Below are 19565 nucleotides of genomic sequence, written 5' to 3'. Positions count from 1 at the left end.
GCAGTGCTCCTCAGACGGTTCCGGGGTACTCGGTGAAGTGGTGTTCCGCGAACAGCTCGGGCCACTGGCCGTCGGCCAGGTCCAGTTCGCGGGCCCGGGCGAGCATCCGCCGCCAGTAGGGCTTCACCGGGCGCCAGCGCGCTCCCACCTGGCAGTAGGAGGCGTCGATGAAGTACCGGGCTCCGCCCGGCCCGTCCGGTGCCGGTCTGCGGGTGTGGAACAGCGCCGAGTTGAGCAGCACGGTGGAGCCGGGCGGCAGCCGGTCGATGACCACCTCGCCGGGAAGTTCCGCGGTGCCGTGGTGGGCGTAGGCGGTCTTGCCGACGGTGCTGCGGTGCGACCCGGGCAGCACGGCCAGGCTGCCGACCTTCCCGTCCAGGCCGCCGAGGTAGTGCAGCGCGTGGACCATCAGCAGCGACGGATCGGAGCCGTCGTTGGGCTCGCAGTCGTGGTGCCAGGGCTTTCCGGGGATGCCCGGGGCCTGGCGGTCGCTGTGCAGGTGGTGGAAGACGAAGGAGGGCCCGATCAGTCCGGTCAGCGCCCGCAGCAGCGGCAGGTGGGCGAGCAGCTGTCCGTGGGCGGGGAGCTCCAGTTCCAGCAGCGGGGGCGGCCCGTGCCGGTCCGGGGCGGCGCAGGCCTGGATCGAGCGGGCCCGCAGGCCCTCGTCCACCCAGCGGTCCACTTCGGGGACGAGGCGTTCGCGCAGTTCCTCGGGCAGCAGTCCGGGCAGGACCAGGTAGCCGGACTCCAGGAACTGGCGGCGGTGCTCGGTGTCGAGGGCCTCACGCCCAGCGGAGTGCAAGGTCACCGAACCGACCCCCTCCTTCCGTTCGACGGGACGCACAGGGACGGGACGCGCATGGGAATGCGGTACGAGCCAAGAGGCACACGGGTTCATCCAGACCTCAGGTGGCGGCGGTGTCGCCCGTCGTCGCCACGGACAGCTGAGATTCGCGGCCACCGGAATCCACGGGCACCACGAAGAGGAATGCTCTGATCACGCAAGGTGATCCGCCTCAGGAGTATGAACCGGCCTTCGCGTCCACGACAAGACCAAAGCCAACCCGTGGACACCTTCCCGCCACCGTGTCGTTCAGCTCCGGCCACCAGTCGGCTCCTCCCCCACCGGAAACTCGGGTCGTGCCGAGTCCCGGTGATTCGCCGTCGGAACAGCGGATGCGGCAGAGTTGCCACATGAGCTCGGACGCGCGGAGTCACCACAGCCCCGGAACGACCCGCCGCCGGCCGGTCCAGCAGCGCAGCCAGGAGCGGTACGGCCGCATCCTGGACGCGTGCGCCGGGCTGCTGGACGAGGTCGGGGCGACCGCGCTCACCACCAAGGAGGTCGCTCAGCGCGCCCAAGTGCCGATCGGCACCCTGTACCAGTTCTTCGCCGGCAAGGAGGACCTGCTGGCCGCGCTCGCCACCCGCAACCTGGACCGGTACCTCCAGCGCCTGGACACCCGGCTGGCCGAGTCCGCCCCGGTGGGCCCGGCAGGCTTCTCCGACCTCGCGGTGGAGGAGTTCGTGGCGATGAAGCGCGCGGTGCCCGGCTTCGGCCAGGTGGACTTCGGACTGGCGGGGGCGGGGGTGCCCACCGGGGTCCGGGACGAGCAGCACCTGCTGGACGCGGGCGTGGACAACAACACCGCCGTCGCCCTGCGACTGCAGGCCCTGGGCGGCGAACTGTTCGCGGCGGGGGACCCGGCGGCCACCACACTCACCCTGCGGGTCGCCCTGGAGGCCGCCGACGCGGTGCTCAAGCTGGCCTTCCGGGGGGATCCGGACGGCGATCCGGCGCTGATCGCCGAGTGCAAGCGGCTGGTGCGCGGTTACCTTGCGCAACAGCCGTCCCGCCTCTGACGCAGGGCCCACGGGCCCGACGCGTCCCGTCCGCCCGAGCCGTTGCGAGCACGGCGCGCCCGCAGCACAGTGGATAGCGGAACGGCTGCGGAGGCGGCCTCCACGACCCGAGGAGCACGACCATGCACGCAGCGGTAGGTGACCAGCTCCACATCCACAGCAGGTCGGTGGGCATGGTGGACCAGAAGGGCGAGATCATCGAGGTGCGCGGCACCAACGGCGAGCCCCCGTACGTCGTCCGCTTCGAGGACGGCCACGAGGGCCTGATCTACCCCGGCCCCGACTGCAACATCGAACCGCGTCTGGCGGAACGCTGACCGACTCCCCCACCACCCCGTGCCCGACCACCGGGGCGAGGTGGTGAGGAACGGTGTCCACCCCCTCGCCCCCGCTGCCCGGGGCGCTCGCCGGGCTCTCGCCACTGCTGGACCACTACGGGTACCTCGCGGTGGCGCTGCTCGTGCTGCTGGACAACTGCGGCATCCCGGTACCCGGGCAGACCATCCTGGTGCTCGCCTCGGTGTACGCCGGCACCGGGCACCTGGACTTCGCCGCCGTGCTGCTGATCGCGGTGTGCGCCGCCGCCCTCGGCAACAGCCTGGGCTACCTGATCGGCCACACCGGCGGGCGTGCCTTCGTCCACCGCTGGGGCCGGTACGTGCTGCTCACCCCGGCCCGGATGGAACGCGCGGACGGCTTCTTCGCCCGGCAAGGCGGCAAGGTGGTCACGGTCGCCCGCTTCGTGGACGGGCTGCGCCAGTACAACGGCATCATCGCCGGGACCACCGAGATGCCCTGGCGCCGCTTCTCCGTCTTCAACCTGATCGGTGCCGCGCTGTGGACCGGCGTGTGGGGCACCTTCGGCTATGTCGCCGGGGCCAACATCGGCACGGTCTACCGGACGGCGATCCGCTACCAGCTCTGGTTCGCTGTCGGCCTCGGGCTGCTGGTCGCGGCCTTCCTGCTCCGGCAGGTGCTGCGCTACCGGCGTCAGCGCCGCGAAGGCGCCGACTCCGGTGCGGAGTCCTGACTCAGCGCAGCGGGAACACCTCGAACGGCACCGCGAAGCGCGTCCCCAGCCGGGTGCCCGCGCCCCGGCCGAAGCCCTCCAGGAACTCCCGGGCGTCCGCCATCGCCCCGCCCAGCCCGGCCAGATACGCCTTGTGCTCCTCCAGCGAGGCGACGCCGACGTCGAAGTGGTCGCTGGTGTCCACCGCGTGCTTGGACTCCGGCGAGGCCGCCGCCCAGATCTGCCGCACCCCGTTCCACGGCTCGTGCCCCTCGTCCAGCAGCTCTCGGAACACCCAGCGGTTCCCGGCGTCCCGAACCCCGTCCAGGGCGGCCCGGCCGACCGCGATGTGGTCGGCCTGGTTGAGCAACACCCCGCCGTAGGTCTCCCGGAAGTTGCCGGTGATCACGATGTCCGGCCGGTGCCGGCGCACCACCCGGGCGATGTCCCGGCGCAGCGGCAGCCCGTATTCCACCACTCCGTCCGGGTACCCGAGGAACTCGACGGTCTCCACCCCGACCACCCGCGCCGAGGCTATCTGCTCGGCCTCCCGCAGCGGCCCGCACTCCTCGGGGCTCATCGAGTCGATCCCGGCCTCGCCGCTGGTGACCATCACATAGATCACCTTCTTGCCCTGCGAGGTCCAGCGGGCGACGGCCGAGGCGCCGCCGTACTCCATGTCGTCGGGGTGCGCGACGATCGCCACCGCGGTCTGCCAGTCCTCGTCGACGTGCTCGAAGGACTCGGGGGCCTGCTCGGTCATGCTGCTCTTCCCTCTCACGCGGCTCGTGCGGCTCAGGGTCATACGGTCGCACCGCAGGCGACTCTAGAAGACCCGTCTCCCGCACACACCGTCAGACACCTTCCCGACCGCCGGGCTTGCCCCTGACGCACGGTTGCCGGGGGTCCATCACGACAGTGGCGGGCTGCGGCCAGCGGATACGGGTGGCGCAGAGGGAGATTCGGTGCGCGGATCGGGTGTCCGTCCGCATGTGCCCCTTCTCGCCTCGGCCCGCGAGAGCGCAACGGCGCCGCCCCAGAGGGCCAACCCTCCCGCTCAGCAAGGCAGCTCACCCCGCGTCAGCCCTGCAGAACTGCGCTCCCCATACATTGGACTAGACCAACTGGCGGTGTCAACCCTTTCCCGCGGGTCACCGATTGGGAGATCAGCGCAGCTCACGGCGCTTCTCGGGGGCCGCTTTATGTTTCGGAGACCGACATAAGGGCGGGCAAGTTTGGTGAATTGACATAACCGGAAGTGGTGAACCGCGGCGCCGCACGAACCGTTGTGCCGGGCCCGCCGAACCGGTACACCGGGCACGCACCGCCCGCCCGCCCGCCGTAGCTTGGGACTGTGGCACGCACTCGGCTGGCACGCACCCGGCCCGCCCCGCCCGGCTGGCTGACCGAGGGCCTGCGGCCCCGGGACGCGCCGATCCCCTGGGCCGCGGTGGCCCGCGCCTCGGTGGCGCTCGCCGCCCCGCTCGCCGTGGGCACCGCCGCCGGGCAGCCCGGTTACGGCGCGCTGGTGTCGATCGGCGCGCTGTCCGGCGTCATCGGGGACACCGCCGACGCCTACCGGATGCGGGTGTTCAACATCGCCGTGCCGCAGCTGGTCGGCGCCCTCGGGGTGCTGCTCGGCACCCAGGTGTACGGCTCCGGCTGGACGGCCGTCGCGGCGCTGACCGTCGTCGCACTGGTCTCCGGCATGATCTCCTCGATCGGCGCGGTCGCCTCCCTCTCCGGACTGCTCCTGCTGCTCGACGCCGTGATCGGGGCCGGCCTGCCACTGCCCTCCCCCTGGTGGCTGCCGCCCGCCCTGCTGCTGCTCGGCGGCCTTGTGGTGCTCGCCCTCACCCTGCTCGCCTGGCCACTGCGCCGCGGCACGCCCGAGCGCGCGGTCGTCGCGGACACCTACCGGACGGTCGCCGAACTGCTGGAGGCCACCGGCTCACCCACGTACGACGCCAAGCGGCGCGAACTCACCCAGTCGCTCAACCACTCCTACGACCTGCTGCTGGCCCGCCGCGCCCGCCAGCACGGCCGCTCCCCCACCCTGGTCCGCCTGCTCGCCCAGCTCAACGCGGTGATCCCGGTGGTCGAGGGCACCTCGGCGGTGTGGCTGCGCCCGCCCGAGTTCGGCCCGCTGCCGCCCGGCTACCCGGCCGCCGTCCGCACGCTGGCCGAGGCCGTCGAACTGGGCCGCACCGGCCCCGCTCCCCCGCCCGACCTGCCCGAACCACGCGGCCCCTCCACCCGCGCGCTGGCCGAGGCGATCCGGCACGCCGCCGTCGTGGTACACGAGGCCGAACCGGACCCGTACGCCGCCGACGACCGGCTCGGCCGCCCCGCCGGCCTGGAGGTCCGGGCCCGCCGGGCGGTCCGGGCGCTGCTGCTGTCCGGCGCGTCCTGGCGGTACGGCCTGCGGCTGGCACTGTGCATCGGCCTGGCGCAGGTGCTGGTGTCGGTGATCGCGGTGCCCCGCTCGTACTGGGTGACGCTCACCGTGACCTTCGTGATGAAGCCCGACTTCGGCTCGGTGTTCTCCCGCGCGGTGCTGCGTGCGCTCGGGACGGCCGCCGGGCTGCTGCTCGCCATGCCGGTGCTGGCCGAAGTGCCGCACGGCTGGTGGGACGTCCCGGTGATGGCGGCGCTGGCCTCGCTGATCCCGGCGCTGTCGGCCAAGGGGTACGCCTTCCAGACCGCCGCCATCACCCCGGTGATCCTGCTGCTCTCCGACCTGCTCAACCACCAGGGCTTCCACCTGGTGCTGCCCCGGCTCTACGACTCACTGATCGGCTGCGGCATCTCGCTGCTGGCCGGCTACCTGCTGTGGCCGGAGTCCTGGCACACCCGGATCGGCGACCGGCTGGCCGACGCGGTCCAGGACACCGCCTCGTACGTGTCGATGGCCTTCACCACCGCACCCGGCCGCGACGGGCCGGCCCGGGCCCGCTACCGGCGGCGGCTCTACCGGGACCTGTCCGCCGTACGCGGCGAGTTCCAGCGCGCGCTCACCGAGCCGCCACCGGTCGGCGCCCGGGCGGAGGCCTGGTGGCCGCTGGTGATCGCGGTGGAGCGGATCGTGGACACCACCACCGCCACCCGGGTCCGGGTCGAGCACGGCGCGCCCGTCCCCACCCCGGCCGAGGTCGAGGCCGTCACGAGGGAGCTGACCGACCTGGCCGAGGCGCTGCGCTCCGGCGTGCCGCTACCCGCGGGCGACCTGGCCGCGCCGGCGCCGCACTGCGCGCTGGCCCGGCTGCACCACGAGGTGCACGCGGCCCGGTCGATCGCGGCTCCGTGACCCCCGGTCGCCATGACTCCTGGTCGCCGTGACCCCCGGACCTCGTGACCCCCGGTCGCGGTCAGTCCTGGATGCGCCGCCAGGGCCGGTCCGCCTCCAGCGCGAAGGCCAGCTCCAGCAGCAGCCGCTCCTGCCCGTGCGCGGCCGACAGGTGCACCCCGATCGGCAGGCCGCCCGGCGCCTCCCCGGTCGGCAGCGCGATGCCCGGACCGCCGGTCACGTTGTTGACCGGGGTGAAGGCGACGTAGCGCAGCAGCCGCTCGATCAGCTCGTCGAAGGCCACGTTCGGGCTCAGGTGGCCGATCGGCGGGGCGGTGTGGGCGAGCACCGGGGAGAGGATCGCATCGTGGTCGCGGAAGATCCCCGCGTACACCGCCTCGGCCTGACGCAGCCGGCGCAGCACGCCCGGGGTGCGCGGGAACTCGGTCTGGAAACGGCGGCGCAGGCCGCTGGTCAGGCCGTCCAGCCGGTCACTGCGGAAGCTCGGGTCGAACATCACCCGGCCGGTGAGCGCGATCACCCAGGCGATGTAGCCCCAGTACGAGAGGAAGTCCCGGGAGAACTCCTCGCCGAACGGCAGGGTGGCCGGCTCGACCCGGTGACCCATCGCCTCCAGCCGGGCCGCGGTCTCCTCGACCGCGCGGCAGGTCGCCTCGTCGGTCTTGGCGATCGGCGAGTCCACCACCAGCCCGATCCGCAGCCGGCGCGCGCCCGGCCCCTCGACCAGGCCGAGCGGGGGCAGCCTGGGGTTGTGGTGGTGGCGCTCGGCGGCGGCGAAGAACGCGGCGGTGTCGCGCACCGAGCGGGTCAGCACCCCGTCGGTGACCAGGTCGATCGGCAGCTTGCCGCCCTGCGCGTTGACCACCAGCCGGCCCCGGGTGGGTTTGAGCCCGACCAGGCCGCAGCAGGCCGCCGGGATCCGGATCGACCCGCCGCCGTCGTTGGCGTGCGCGATCGGCACCACGCCGGAGGCCACCAGGGCCGCCGAGCCGCCCGAGGAGGCGCCCGACGAGTGTGAGGGCTTCCAGGGGTTGCGCACCGGCTGAGCGGTGGCGAACTCGGTGGAGGCGTTCAGGCCGAACTCGGGCAGCCGGGTCTTGCCGAGCACGGCCAGGCCGGTGGCCAGGAACTGGTCGGTGAAGCGCGCGTTGCGGCGGGCCGGGCGGGCACGGAAGGCCTCGCTGCCCATGGCGGTCGGCAGTCCGCGCAGGTCCACGTTGTCCTTGAGGTAGGTCGGCACGCCCCAGAGCGGGCCGCCGATGCCCTCCCGGCTGATCCGCGGCCGGTCGTACGAGGCGTGGGCGACGGGCAGCAGCGCGCCGTCGATCCGCCCGGCGCGGGCGACGGCCGCCGCGACCAGCTCCCGGGGGTTGACCTCACCGGCCCGCACCAGGGCGGCCAGCGCCACCGCGTCATGCGCGCCGAGGGCGTCGTCGGTGAACGCGTGGGCCCGCTCGTCGGTCATCCCAACTCCCCATTCCCCGCCGGGCCTTCTGCCGCCCGGCTGCTGCCCTGCTCCTACGGACTGGTAATACTGACTGGCAATACCGACTAGTAGTACTGGCCGGTAATCCCGCCGAGCTTCGCAGTGTAGGCGCGCCGCCCCGCCCCCGGGTACCCCCACGCCGGGCGGCCGCGCGCGAGCCGTCAACCATTCGGCGGCGCACGGACGTTCGGCATGCGCCCCCGCGTTCACCCCACCCGCCGGTCTCGAACCGTTTGACCGACGATCTCCGGGAAAGATCCCGAACACCCACCGATCCGGCCATCCCCCACCCGAGGTGACGCCCTTGACCACCCATTACCGCCCGACCGCCCAGTACACCTCGGCCACCGCTCCCGGTGCCCTCCCCCTGCTCGGCCACGCCCCTGCCTTCGTCCGCCGCCCCTTCGACTTCGTGGCCGGCCTCGCCGCCCACGGCGACCTGGTCAAGGTCCGGCTCGGCCCGCTCGACGCCTACGTCGCCTGCCACCCCGACCTGGTGCGCCGACTGCTCACCGAGGACCGCACCTACGACAAGGGGGGGATCATCATCGACAAGGTCCGCGAGGCCTTCGGCAACGGCCTCGCCACCTGCCCCGCCGCCGACCACCGGCGCCAACGCCGCATGCTGCAGCCCGCGTTCCACCGCGACCGGCTCCCCGGCTACGCCGCCATGATGGCCGAGGAGATCGCCGGCACCACCGCCCGCTGGCGCGACGGCGACGTGGTCGACGTGCCCGCCGCGATGTACCGCCTCACCACCGCCGTCACCGCCCGCTGCCTCTTCGCCGCCCACGAACGGGCCGGCTCCCTGCCCGTGCACGAGTTCATGAACGTCGTCACCCGGGGCGTCGCCCGGCGGATGATGATGCCGCTGCCCGGCGCCGACCGGATCCCCACCCCCGGCAACCGCCGCTTCCAGCGCGCCCAGCGGGGCCTCAAGGAGATCACCCGCCGCCTGATCGCCGACTACCGCGCCGCCGGCACCGACCACCGGGACCTGCTCTCCACGCTGCTCACCACCCGCGACGAGCACGGCCGGGGCCTGTCCGACGGCGAGATCCACGACCAGGTCGTCACCTTCCTGCTCGCCGGCATGGAGACCACCGCCGCCACCCTCTCCTGGACCTGGACCCTGCTCGCCGCCAACCCCGCCGTCCGCGACCGCCTGAACGCCGAACTCGACACCGTCCTCGACGGCCGCCCCGCGCGCCACGAGGACCTGCCCGCCTTGCCGCTCACCTCCAGAATCATCAGCGAGACCCTGCGCCTCTACCCGCCCGCCTGGATCCTCAGCCGCACCGTCACCGCCGACACCGAACTCGGCGGCCACCCCCTCCCGGCCGGCACCACCGTCCTCTACAGCCCCTACCTGCTGCACCGCCGCGCCGACCTCTTCCCCTGCCCCGACCGCTTCGACCCCGACCGCTGGCTCACCACCGCCCGCCCCGCCCCCGGCACCTACACCCCGTTCGGCCTCGGCGCCCGCCGCTGCATCGGCGACACCTTCGGCACCACCGAAGCCGCCCTCGCCCTGGCCACCATCGCCGGCCGCTGGACCGTCACCCCGACGCCCCGGCAGCCGGTCCGGCCGCAGCGGAGCTCCTCGATGTCGCCTCGCCCCTTCCAGGCGACGCTGACCCGCCGGGTACGGTGAGTCGGCCCGCGCGGGTCGGAGGGTGATCGGGGTTCGGTACTGTCCCGGCGGGGCCGGCCACAGGTGTGCCGGCCGGACCTGCCGTTCGACCGGGACACCATCACGCCATGAACGCTCGATCCCCGCTGGGGCTCCTGACCGGGCTGCTGCGCGCCGTCCGGACCTACCCGCGCCGCTCGCCGCTGACGTTCGTCTACGTCGGCCTGCTCCTGCTCGGGCACGCCTGGGTCGAGTACGGGCTCTCCGACACGGGGGCCGACGACCTGCGGGACTACATCAGCACCAACCTGGACAACCTGCACGACCATCCGCTCAGGGCACTGTTCGGCAGCGCCCTTCTCTACGACGGCACGCTCACCGACATCACCTCGACCGGCTTCGGCGGCACCCTGATCACCCTCGGCCTCGGCATCGTCGTCAGCCTCGCCTGGGCCGAGCACCGCTACGGGACACTGCGCGCCGCCGCCGTGTTCCTCGCCGGGCACATCGGCGCCACCCTGATCACCGCCCTGGTCATCCTGCTCGCCCTGCACCAGGGCTGGTACCCCGAGAGCGTGCGGGAGGCCTCCGACTACGGCATCAGCTACGGCGCGCAGGCCGCCCTCGCCTTCGTCATCCTCGCCCTGCCCCGCTGGGCCCGGCTCCCCTGGGCCGCCTTCGTCCTCGCCTGGCCGCTCGGCGGCGGCGCCGAGTGGGTCGGCCCGCTCCCGGAGTTCACCACCGTCGGCCACCTCCTCGCCGCCGCCCTCGGTTTCGCCCTCGCCGCCGTCACGGCCGTCACCGCTCGCCACCGCGCAGGCCCGCCCTCACGGACGTGACCGACGTCACAGTTCGGCACTGAAACCTCGTCACTCCGTTCCTCGATCTGATCACCAGAGCGATCAGCGCAACCAGCACGTACGGGGAAAGCACCACGGCAGATGACGGACCGAAAGCGAGCGGCACGCGGTACGGGTTCCCGCCGGGGAACCTGAACGACCGCGACCGCTCCCGGACGGGGGCGGTCGATGGGTGAGTCCACGGCGGCGAAGGCCGTCCAGAAGCTCACCGGCATGTGGTGGCCCGACGCCGATCCGGACAAGCTGCGCAAGGTCGCGGACGCCTGGGAGGCGATGGCCACCGCCATCGACAACGTCACCGTGCCCACCAACCAGGCCGCCGCCGCCATCGTCGCCAACAACCACGGCCCCGCCATCGACGCCTTCGGCAAGTTCTGGGGCCAGTACTACGGCGGCAAGGACAGCGCCGGCAAGGGCAAGGGCTGGCTCCCCGAAACCGCCGACGCCTGCCGCGCCCTCGCCAAGGCGCTGCGCGACTTCGCCACCGAGGTCGACAAGGCGATCAAGAAACTCGAAGAGGAAGCCGCGATCGTCGGCGCCACCCTGGTGGCCGGCACCGCCCTCGCCTTCTTCACCGCCGGCATCTCCGAGGGCGTCGCCGCGGGCGCCGCCGCGGGCATCGTCGCCACCGCCGCCGGCCTCGGCGTCGCCGTCTCCGAGACCATCGCCACCATCGCCGCCACCGTCCTGGTCGGCGCCGCCTTCGGCGCCGTCGAGGCCATCACCGTCGACCTCGCCGTCGCCCAGCCCATCCGCGTCGAACTCTTCGACGACGGCGGCTACAGCGCCAAGGAAGCCCTCGACTCCGCCGAGACCGGCGGCATCATGGGCGGCGCCGGCGGCGGCCTCGGCGCCGGCGGCCGCGTCGTCGCCAACGCCGCCGAACGCGCCGAAGGCGTCTCCGTCGCCCTCGCGGGCCTCGCCAAGGTCGCGAGCGCCGCCGACTCCGACGGATGGCACAAGATCGAGCCGGGGAACCCCCGCTACGACGAACTGCTCACGCAGGCCCGGCTGAATCCGCAGGAAGCGGATGACGACGACGAGCTGGACGACTTCGACGACGACCTGGACGAGGCGGAGCCCACGGTTCACCCCGAGACCCTGGCCATGTTGGAGGAGATGCGGCGCAAGACCCGGGAGCGGAACGCGGGCCAGTAGCGGGCAGGAGCGGGGCGCCGCCCCCGCCCGCCGTCAGCGCGGCGGCCGGCCGCCGGCCGCCATGCCGGTCAGCAGCCGCTCGATCGCCTCCAGCCGATCGCGCAGTTCCTCGACGTCGCCCCTGGTGGCGCTCTGTTCGGCCGCCCGGAGGGTGACCAGCAGCTGCCCGTCCGGCTCCAGGCGGGCGCGGGCCACGTCGCTGATGTTGTCGCCGTTCTGGACCCGGATGGCGTGTTCCAGCTCGGACGGGCGCAGCGCCAGGCTGTGCAGGGCGCCGGGGACGAGCTTGCCGTCGCGGACGACCGTGGTGGGCGTGCCCTCCAGGAGGCGGGCGGCGCGCGGGTCACGGGCGAGCCAGCGGGTGACGGCGGAGTTGACGGCGATCAGGGTGACCGCGCCGATGGCGCCGCCGAGCAGGCTGTTGTCGTTGCCGATGATCGCGTTCTGCACCACGTTGGAGAGCAGGAAGACGACCACCATGTCGAAGGTGTTCAGTCCGGCCAGTCCGCGCTTCCCGGCGAACCGGAACAGGATCAGGATCAGTACGTAGACGGCGATCGTGCGGAGGATCTTCTCCACGATCGGAATCTGGACGACCACCAGGTCATGCCACACGGCCCCGCTCCTCCCACCGCGACTGTCCGGAACGGGGCCGACGCTACGCCACGCGCCCGCTACGAGCGCCGCTTCGGCTTGCCCCGCCGGGCTGCGGCCGCCCCGCCCCGCCCCGCGCTCTTCTGGCCCGTGCTCTTCTGGCCGCCGGCCCGCTGTCCGCCGCCCTTCTGCTGCTGCGGCTTGCGCGGCGCCGCCGCCTTCTTCGGCTGCGCGGCCGGAGCGGCCGCGGCCTGCCCGGCTCCCCGGCCGCGCGAGCTGTTGACCGTACGGCCGCGGACGATCCCGATGAACTCCTCCACCAGGTCCGTCGTCCGCTCCTGCAGCCAGGACAGCGCCACCTGGGACTGCGGCGCCTCCGCCACCGGCCGGTAGGTGAGGTCGCGGCGGTGGTGCAGCCGGGCCAGCGACTGCGGGACCAGCAGCACGCCGACGTTGGCCGCGACCAGCTCGACGGCGTCCGCCGTGGTCGCCGGGCGCTCGATCGCCGGCCGGCCGGGGAGGGCGTCGGCGGCCCAGCCGAGGGTGTCGTCGAGCGGGTGGAAGACCACGTCGTCGGCGAGGTCGCCGAGGGCGACCTCCTCGGCGGCGGCGAGCCAGTGGTCCTTGGGGAAGACGACGACGGTGGTCTCGGTGTACAGCGGGATCGCGCTGAGCACGTCCTTGTCGACCGGCAGCCGGATCAGCCCGGCGTCCACCGCACCCTCCCGCACGGTCCGCTCGCCGTCCTCGACGGGGACCGCGACGAGGTCGAGCGGGACGTCCGGGAGCCGCTCGCCCCAGACCCTGGCCCATTTGCCGGGGGTCACACCGGGGACGTACGCGAGCCGGAAGGACGGGTTCACCTGCATGTCTGTCACAGGGCAAGGCTACCGACCGTGACCGGAAGCGCCCGCGCACTCCCTTACCCTTGTCTCCATGACATCGCTCAAGCAGAAGACCAGCCAGACCATGAAGCCGGCCACGGCGGCCAAGAAGCTGGGGATCTACCTCGCCGCGGCGCCGACCGACTTCCAGGAGGGCGTGGTCTCCCGCGAGGAGCTCAACGCGCTGCAGGCCGAGCCGCCGCAGTGGCTCCAGGACCTGCGCAAGAACGGTCCGCACCCGCGTCCGGTGGTCGCCGCCAAGCTCGGCATCTCCATCTCGGGCCTGGCCCGCGGCGGTGTGACCGAGGCGCTCACCACCGAGCAGATCGAGGCGGTCAAGGCCGAGAACCCGCTCTGGCTCCAGCACGAGCGCGCCAACCAGGTGGACGTCCGCAAGGAGACCGCCCGGATCAAGGCGAAGCACGAGAAGGACGCCGCCGCGAAGGCCGCCAAGGAGTCCTAGGGCGTCCCAGGCCCGCTGACCTGCCGGCTCGCACGCTGCGGCGCCGACTGTCGTACCCCTGCGCTTGGATGGTGCCGACGTTCGTCCACGGACGGGCGTCGGCACAGCCATGAGTACGTTCGAACGGAAGGGCAGGCGGATGGCAGGGGCACTGGACGGTCGGATCGCCCTGGTCGCGGGAGCGACCCGGGGCGCCGGGCGGGGCATCGCGGTCGAGCTCGGCGCGGCGGGCGCGACGGTGTACGTGACCGGGCGCACCACCCGGGAGCAGCGCTCGGAGTACGACCGGCCCGAGACGATCGAGGACACCGCCGAGCTGGTCACCGCGGCGGGCGGCCGGGGCATCGCGGTGCCGACCGACCACCTGGTCCCGGCCCGGGTGGCCGCCCTGGTGGAGCGGATCGAGGCCGAGCAGGGCCGGCTGGACGTCCTGGTGAACGACATCTGGGGCGGCGAGAAGCTGTTCGGCTGGAACACCCCGGTGTGGGAACACAGCCTGGACGACGGCCTGCGGCTGCTGCGCCTCGCGGTGGAGACGCACGCGATCACCAGCCACTACGCGCTGCCGCTGCTGCTCAAGAACCCGGGCGGCCTGTTGGTGGAGATGACGGACGGCACGGAGGAGTACAACCGCGCCAACTACCGCAACTCCTTCTTCTACGACCTGGCCAAGTCCTCCGTCCTGCGGATGGCCTTCTCCCTGGGCCACGAGCTGGGCTCGCGCGGCGCCACCGCGGTCGCGCTGACCCCCGGGTGGATGCGCTCCGAGCTCATGCTGGAGCACTTCGGCGTGACCGAGGAGAACTGGCGCGACGCCGTGGCCCGGGAGCCGCACTTCGGCATCTCGGAGACCCCGTACTTCGTCGGCCGGGCGGTCGCCGCGCTGGCCGCCGACCCCGAGGTCGCCCGCTGGAACGGCCAGTCGCTCTCCAGCGGTCAGCTGGCGCGGGTGTACGGCTTCACCGACCGGGACGGCAGCCGTCCGGACTGCTGGCGCTACCTGGTGGAGGTGCAGGACGCGGGCAGGCCGGCCGCGCCGGAGTCCTACCGCTGAGCATCGCGCCCGGTCCGGCTGAATCCTGAATTCCGCTTCGGCGCAATCGCTCGCTATTGAACTCCACCAACTCGCTCCCAAATTCGGCGCGGACGGCTCGCATGATCTCTTCACAGCGTCGCGGGATCTCGTCGGTGAATGGATTGCGCCGGTGCGTAGACATGAAGGCCAAATGCGCATGGAGAGCGTAGACGACGATCCCTCCCCTGCGGATATCGGGGTTTGGCCCCGCAATGACACAGAGCAACTGCACGATCGCGCTCGTGAAGATCGTGACGCAGGTGAAGCTCCTGCCGACGCCTGATCAGGCGTCGGCGCTGGAGTACACCCTGCGCACGGTCAACGACGCGGCGAACTGGGTGTCCAGCGTCGCCTACGAGCGCGGTGTCCCGTGTGAGTACGAGCTACGCAAGCACACCTACGCCGAGTTGAAGGCCCGTGGACTGGGGGCTCAGGCCGCCCAGCACACGATCAAGAGAGTCCGGGACGCCTACACCACGCTGAAGGCGAACATCCGCGCCGGGAACCTCTCAAGGCCCGGCGGCAAGCGCCGGACCAAGGCGGAGTCGAAGCCGATCGCCTTCCGGCCCGAGGCGGCCCAGCCCTTCGACGACCGGTGCCTGAGCTGGCAGTACGACGCCCGGACGGTGAGCATCTGGACCACCGCCGGGCGTCTCAAGGACGTGCGGTTCGCGTACTCCCCGGACGCGCTCGAGATCCTGCGCGAGAACCGACGGGGTGAGAGCGACCTGATCCGGCGTGACGGCGCGTTCTACCTGATCGCCACGTGCGACGTGCCCGAGAAGCCGCTCAACGAGAATCCTGCCGGGTTCCTCGGCGTGGATCTCGGAATCGTCAACATCGCCGCCACCAGCGACGGCACCCGGCACGCCGGGCGCGGCCTGAACCGACGCCGCAAGCGCCAAGCCGACCTGTGCCGCAAGCTGCAGGCCAAGGGAACCAAGTCCGCGAAGCGGCTGCTCAAGAAGCGTGCCCGAAAGGAAGCCCGCCACGCGGCGGACGTCAACCACCGCATCTCCAAGTCCATCGTCACCACCGCTGAACGCACCTCACGCGGCATCGCTCTGGAAGACCTGATCGGCATCCGCGAGAGGGTACGGCTCCGCAAGGACCGGCGGACCTCAGTGCACTCGTGGAGCTTCCACCAGCTCGGCCAGTACATCGCGTACAAGGCCAAGCGGGCCGGAGTACCGCTGGTGTACGTCGACCCGGCGTACACCAGCCGGCAATGCTCCGTGTGCGGACACATCGACCGGAAGAACCGGCCGAACCAAGCAGAGTTCGCATGCCGCGCCTGCGGCGTCATGATGCACGCGGACCACAACAGCTCCCGCAACATCGCCGCTCGCGGCGCTGCCGCGTGGACAGCGGGGCGTCAGTCATGCGTCCCGGAGCCCGCCTGACGGCAGCTCTCAGACGCGGGAGGCCACGCGACAGCCAGCCGCGCCCTACCCACAAGCCCGATCCTTGTAGGGCCGGGTCAAGTTGACCTACGAGTACGAGGCGATCGCCTTCCACGAGAGCGTGCCCGGCCACCACCTGCAGCTCGCGGTCACCCAGACCCTGCACCACCTGCCGTAGTTCCGACAGAAGCCGAGCGGCCAGCTGACCGCCCACGTCGAGGGGTGGGGCCTGTACACCGAGCGGCTGGCCGACGAGATGGGCCTGGATTGGCGGCGGCGGCGCCGGTGCCGACACTGCGCAGCACCCGGACCATCCCGCCGCGACTGTCGGCCAAGCCGACCACCGCGTACGCCCGGGCGCCGTCCGGGGTGACCGTCGTCGACTCGACGTGGCCGCCGAGCGCGACGGTGCCCTGGGCGGCGCTTTGCCGTACCGTCGCGTTCGGGGCGGTCGGGGCGGCTGCCGCGGCCCCCGCCCCGGTGAGCGGCAGTGCCCCCGCCGCGGTCGATGCACCCGGCCAACGTGCCTTCCGCGCAAGTCCGTTCATGACTCCCCTCCGACTGTTCGTACCGCGACTTCGCCGCGATCGACGTCAGGCTGCGGCACGGCCGCGAACTCGGCGGGCGGATCGTTCGAACCCTGCCTGAACACCGCTCCTTCACGACTCCGACAGATGTGGAACCGGCCGTCGGGGCCGTCGAACCCCCGGCTGTCGCGTCAAGGATGCAGAAACGATTCTGCATGCCCGCACCAGTCCTCCCGCGCCCGGACGTGGCGTCACCCCTTCGGCCCCCTCGACACGGTAGTGTCCGCTGGCGCGGCCTCCGGCACCATCGCCGGCCGGCCGCGCGTCACCCCGCAACGACCTGGAGGAATTCCGTGCCGGCTCCTGCCCGAGGCGCCCTCGCCATAGCCGCGGCCGTCCTGCTCGCCGCAGCCGCAGGCTGCTCGTCCGGCGGCGGCCACACCGCCAAGGACAGCGGCCACGGCAAGGAGAGCGCCCACAGCTCCGCTCCGGCGGGCGGCGGCGCCGCCCAGCCCGCCCCGGCCGCGATCGTGACCGGGCCCGGCCCGAAGCCCTCGTACGACGTCCAGCCGCAGCCCGCGGCCGGCAGCTGCCACTACCGCTACACGGCGGACAAGCAGCCGCTGCCCGACCCGAACTGCACCCCGGGCGCGATCAGCCCGGCGGTCAACCAGGGCAACATCAACGACACCATCTGCAAGCCGGGCGGCTACACCTCGACCATCCGTCCGCCGGCGAACATCACCGGCAAGGAGAAGGCCGAGAACGCCAAGTCCTACGGTTACAGCGGCCCGATGGGCGACGCCGAGTACGACCACCTGATCAGCCTGCAGCTCGGCGGCGACCCCAACGACCCGCGCAACCTCTGGATCCAGCCGCCCTCCCCCGGCCACGTCCCGGGCAAGGGGCCGAACAACCCCAAGGATTCGGTGGAGACCCACCTGCACACCGCGATCTGCAAGGGACAGGTCACCCTGGCCGCGGCCCAGACCGCGATCGCCGCCGACTGGACCACCGCTGAGGCCAAGCTCGGCCTCAAGCCCGCCGCCGCGCCCACCCCGGAGGCGGACGCGGACGACGACTGACGAATCGTTTCCCCGGCGTCTTCCGGGGCTACAGCGACTCCACCAGCTCGGCGATGGTGTCGAACGGCCGGTACTCCGCGAACTCCGCGCCCAGCGCGCGGGCCCGCTCGCGGAACCGGCCCTCGCCGAGCACCCGGTCGACCGCCCGGCGCACCTCCTCCGGCGCCGGGCGGCCGGTCCGCAGGTCGAGCCCGACGCCGGCCCACTCCACCCGGGCCGCCACCTCCGGCTTGTCCTCGCTCGCCCCGGCCACCACCAGCGGCACCCCGTACCGCAGCGCGGTCTGCACCCCGCCGTAGCCGCCGTTGCTGACCAGCACGGCGGTGTGCGGCAGCAGCCGGTCGAACGGGACGTACCCGGCGGCGCGGACGTTGCCCGGCAGGCTGCCGCCCAGCAGATCGGCCAGCCGCTGCGGCCCGTCCGGGCGGGCGGTGGCGGCCACCACCAGCACATCGTCCCGGTCGGCCAGGGCGCGGACGGTCGGGGCGACCAGCTCGCCGAGGTCGGTGTTGGCCAGCGTGCCCTGGGTGACCACCACGACCGGCCGCTCGCCGGTCACCTCGTCCCACCACTCGGGCAGCGCCTGCTCGTTGCCGACGATCCCCGGCAGCGCGCCGATCAGCCGGTACGAGGCGGGCGCGTCGCTGCGCGGGTACTCGAAGCCCGGCACGGTCAGCTGCAGGAACTCGTCCGGCACCGTCACCATCGCCTGCCCGCGCGGGCCCTCCGGCACCCGGACGCCCACCCCCGCGAACGCCTTCGCGGTGTAGCGCTGCAGCGACTCGCCGCGCCGGTCCATCTCCTCCTGCAGCGCCCGGTTGCGGGCCCGGCCCTCCTCGCCCGGCAGTGGCGGCAGCGCCAGCCCGAAGGGCGCGGTGTCCACGCTCGGCAGCATCGACGGGGTGGGGCCGATGCCGATCAGCGCCGGGCGCTCCGCCCTCGGGCGGCTCAGCGCCAGCGGCAGCGCGCCCTGGAAGAAGGCGTCCGCGATCACGGCCCGGGCCGGGAACTCCTCCAACAGCGCGAGCAGCGCCCGGTACTGGTGCGGGATCGGGTCGAGGAAGACGTGCTGGACGTCGAAGGCGATCCGCTCCGGCCCGGGCGGCAGACTCGCCCGGCCCGGGAAGCGGGCGTCAAGGTCGCGGTCGTCGAAGTCGGCCTCGGCGGGCAGCGCGACGAACCGCGCCCCGGCCCGCTCGGCCGCCCCGGCGAACCGCGCACCGCCGAGGAACACCACCTCGTGCCCGCGGGCGGCGAGGTCGGCGGAGATCGCCAGCAGCGGGCTGACGTGCCCGTGGGCAGGGATGGCGGTGGTGATGATCCTGGACAACGGATGCTCCTGTGATCGTACGCGGTGGATCCGACTGGGCGTGCTGCGCCGGTCGGAGCCACCGTAGGGAGAGTCGGTAGACGTTCGCTGAACGCGCGGGCGAGAGCCGAACCCCACGCTCAACGGCCCAGCACGGCCCCGCCGTTCAGGCCGATCACCTGGCCGGTGAGGTAGCCGGCCGCCGGGGAGGCGACGTAGGCGACCGCCTCGGCCACGTCGCCGGGGGTGCCGGCCCGGCCGACCAGGGTGTCGGCGATCTTCCGGGCGTGAAAACCCTCGTCCCAGTCGGCGCCGAAGATCTCGGTGTCCTCGACGTAGCCGGGCGCCAGCACGTTCACCGTGATGCCGTCCGGGCCCAACTGCCGTGCCAGGCCGAAGGCCCAGCCGTGCAGGGCGGCCTTCGCGGCCGCGTACGAGCCGGCCGAGTGCGGGCCCGCGCCGCCGCGCTGGGCGGCCGCCGAGCTGATCACCACCAGCCGGCCGCCGGGGCGGCGCAGCGCGCCCTGCAGGGCGGTGGTCAGCAGCACCGCGGTGAGCAGGTTGGTGTCCAGGTCCCGCCGCCAGGACGCGGCCAGGGCGGCCAGGCTGTCGTCCTCGGGCGGGGTGATGATCGCGCCCGCGTTGTTCACCAGCACGTCCACCGGCCCGAGTTCGGCGATCCGGGCGGCCACCGTCCCGACCGCCGCCGGGTCGGACAGATCGCCGGCCAGCGGCACGACCGTGCCCGCTCCGGCGCTGCGCTCGATCTCCTCCCGGGCCTGCTCCAGCACGGCCGCCCGGCGGCCGAGGATCACCACCCGGCCACCGTCCCCGGCCAGCCGGGCGGCGATCGCCCGCCCGATCCCGGTCCCGCCGCCGGACACCACCGCGAGTCGGTCCTGGGCCACG

Annotated in this window: 18 protein-coding genes; 11 read left to right on the top strand and 7 right to left on the bottom strand. The window is 72.9% G+C overall.

Features of this window, described 5'->3' with window-relative positions:
• Positions 1-10: 10 nt before the first annotated feature.
• Entirely contained in the window at positions 11-808 is a 798-nt protein-coding gene (locus ABZW30_RS36695; protein WP_355675600.1) for a phytanoyl-CoA dioxygenase, read from the bottom strand.
• A 386-nt stretch (positions 809-1194) separates the two neighbouring features.
• Here ABZW30_RS36695 and ABZW30_RS36690 point away from each other — a divergent pair, with 386 nt between their 5' ends.
• The 3 genes from ABZW30_RS36690 to ABZW30_RS36680 all read left to right on the top strand — a co-directional run bounded on the left by ABZW30_RS36690 (position 1195) and on the right by ABZW30_RS36680 (position 2893).
• Positions 1195-1863, top strand: coding sequence for a TetR/AcrR family transcriptional regulator (locus ABZW30_RS36690; protein WP_355675599.1), 669 nt, complete (start codon positions 1195-1197; stop codon positions 1861-1863).
• Positions 1864-1985: 122 nt separating this feature from the next.
• A complete protein-coding gene (locus tag ABZW30_RS36685; RefSeq protein WP_355675598.1) occupies positions 1986-2180 on the top strand; it encodes a DUF1918 domain-containing protein in 195 nt (64 codons plus the stop codon).
• Positions 2181-2233: 53 nt separating this feature from the next.
• Positions 2234-2893: a DedA family protein gene (locus ABZW30_RS36680; RefSeq protein WP_355675597.1), complete on the top strand. Its 660-nt coding sequence runs from the start codon at positions 2234-2236 to the stop codon at positions 2891-2893.
• Position 2894: 1 nt separating this feature from the next.
• On the opposite strand, the gene ABZW30_RS36675 is transcribed toward ABZW30_RS36680, so the two are convergent.
• Entirely contained in the window at positions 2895-3635 is a 741-nt protein-coding gene (locus ABZW30_RS36675) for a PIG-L deacetylase family protein (protein ID WP_355675596.1), read from the bottom strand.
• A 591-nt stretch (positions 3636-4226) separates the two neighbouring features.
• On the opposite strand from ABZW30_RS36675, the gene ABZW30_RS36670 reads away from it, so the two are divergent.
• Positions 4227-6179, top strand: a complete 1953-nt coding sequence (locus ABZW30_RS36670; protein WP_355675595.1) for an FUSC family protein — start codon at positions 4227-4229, stop codon at positions 6177-6179.
• 61 nt (positions 6180-6240) lie between these two features.
• On the opposite strand, the gene ABZW30_RS36665 is transcribed toward ABZW30_RS36670, so the two are convergent.
• Positions 6241-7644 carry an amidase gene (locus tag ABZW30_RS36665; protein WP_355675594.1) on the bottom strand — a complete coding sequence of 468 codons (1404 nt, stop codon included), beginning with the start codon at positions 7642-7644 and terminating at the stop codon, positions 6241-6243.
• Positions 7645-7969: 325 nt separating this feature from the next.
• Between ABZW30_RS36665 and ABZW30_RS36660 the strand changes: the two genes are divergently transcribed.
• The 3 genes from ABZW30_RS36660 to ABZW30_RS36650 all read left to right on the top strand — a co-directional run bounded on the left by ABZW30_RS36660 (position 7970) and on the right by ABZW30_RS36650 (position 11316).
• Positions 7970-9319, top strand: coding sequence for a cytochrome P450 (locus ABZW30_RS36660; protein ID WP_355675593.1), 1350 nt, complete (start codon positions 7970-7972; stop codon positions 9317-9319).
• Between the two features lie 107 nt (positions 9320-9426).
• Positions 9427-10137, top strand: coding sequence for a rhomboid-like protein (locus tag ABZW30_RS36655; protein WP_355675592.1), 711 nt, complete (start codon positions 9427-9429; stop codon positions 10135-10137).
• Positions 10138-10326: 189 nt separating this feature from the next.
• Positions 10327-11316, top strand: a complete 990-nt coding sequence (locus tag ABZW30_RS36650; RefSeq protein WP_355675591.1) for a hypothetical protein — start codon at positions 10327-10329, stop codon at positions 11314-11316.
• Between the two features lie 33 nt (positions 11317-11349).
• On the opposite strand, the gene ABZW30_RS36645 is transcribed toward ABZW30_RS36650, so the two are convergent.
• Positions 11350-11931, bottom strand: a complete 582-nt coding sequence (locus ABZW30_RS36645; protein ID WP_355675590.1) for a YetF domain-containing protein — start codon at positions 11929-11931, stop codon at positions 11350-11352.
• 59 nt (positions 11932-11990) lie between these two features.
• Positions 11991-12788 carry a LysR family substrate-binding domain-containing protein gene (locus tag ABZW30_RS36640; RefSeq protein ID WP_355675589.1) on the bottom strand — a complete coding sequence of 266 codons (798 nt, stop codon included), beginning with the start codon at positions 12786-12788 and terminating at the stop codon, positions 11991-11993.
• A 58-nt stretch (positions 12789-12846) separates the two neighbouring features.
• On the opposite strand from ABZW30_RS36640, the gene ABZW30_RS36635 reads away from it, so the two are divergent.
• From ABZW30_RS36635 to ABZW30_RS36620, 4 genes are all read left to right on the top strand, one after another.
• Complete coding sequence (locus ABZW30_RS36635) at positions 12847-13257, top strand: DUF5997 family protein (protein WP_355675588.1); 411 nt, start codon at positions 12847-12849, stop codon at positions 13255-13257.
• Positions 13258-13396: 139 nt separating this feature from the next.
• Positions 13397-14311: an SDR family oxidoreductase gene (locus ABZW30_RS36630; RefSeq protein WP_355675587.1), complete on the top strand. Its 915-nt coding sequence runs from the start codon at positions 13397-13399 to the stop codon at positions 14309-14311.
• Between the two features lie 263 nt (positions 14312-14574).
• Positions 14575-15735, top strand: a complete 1161-nt coding sequence (locus ABZW30_RS36625; protein ID WP_355675586.1) for a transposase — start codon at positions 14575-14577, stop codon at positions 15733-15735.
• Positions 15736-16615: 880 nt separating this feature from the next.
• Positions 16616-17347, top strand: a complete 732-nt coding sequence (locus tag ABZW30_RS36620; protein ID WP_355675585.1) for a hypothetical protein — start codon at positions 16616-16618, stop codon at positions 17345-17347.
• Positions 17348-17375: 28 nt separating this feature from the next.
• On the opposite strand, the gene ABZW30_RS36615 is transcribed toward ABZW30_RS36620, so the two are convergent.
• Both ABZW30_RS36615 and ABZW30_RS36610 read right to left on the bottom strand, forming a co-directional pair.
• A complete protein-coding gene (locus ABZW30_RS36615; protein ID WP_355675584.1) occupies positions 17376-18677 on the bottom strand; it encodes a nucleotide disphospho-sugar-binding domain-containing protein in 1302 nt (433 codons plus the stop codon).
• 119 nt (positions 18678-18796) lie between these two features.
• Positions 18797-19564: an SDR family oxidoreductase gene (locus ABZW30_RS36610; RefSeq protein ID WP_355675583.1), complete on the bottom strand. Its 768-nt coding sequence runs from the start codon at positions 19562-19564 to the stop codon at positions 18797-18799.
• Position 19565: the final 1 nt, after the last annotated feature.

It is taken from the genome of Kitasatospora sp. NPDC004669 (assembly GCF_040609455.1).
In the GTDB taxonomy this organism is placed as follows: domain Bacteria; phylum Actinomycetota; class Actinomycetes; order Streptomycetales; family Streptomycetaceae; genus Kitasatospora.
The sequence above is the reverse complement of the archived record's forward strand: the minus strand, read 5'-3'. Positions and strand labels throughout refer to the sequence as shown.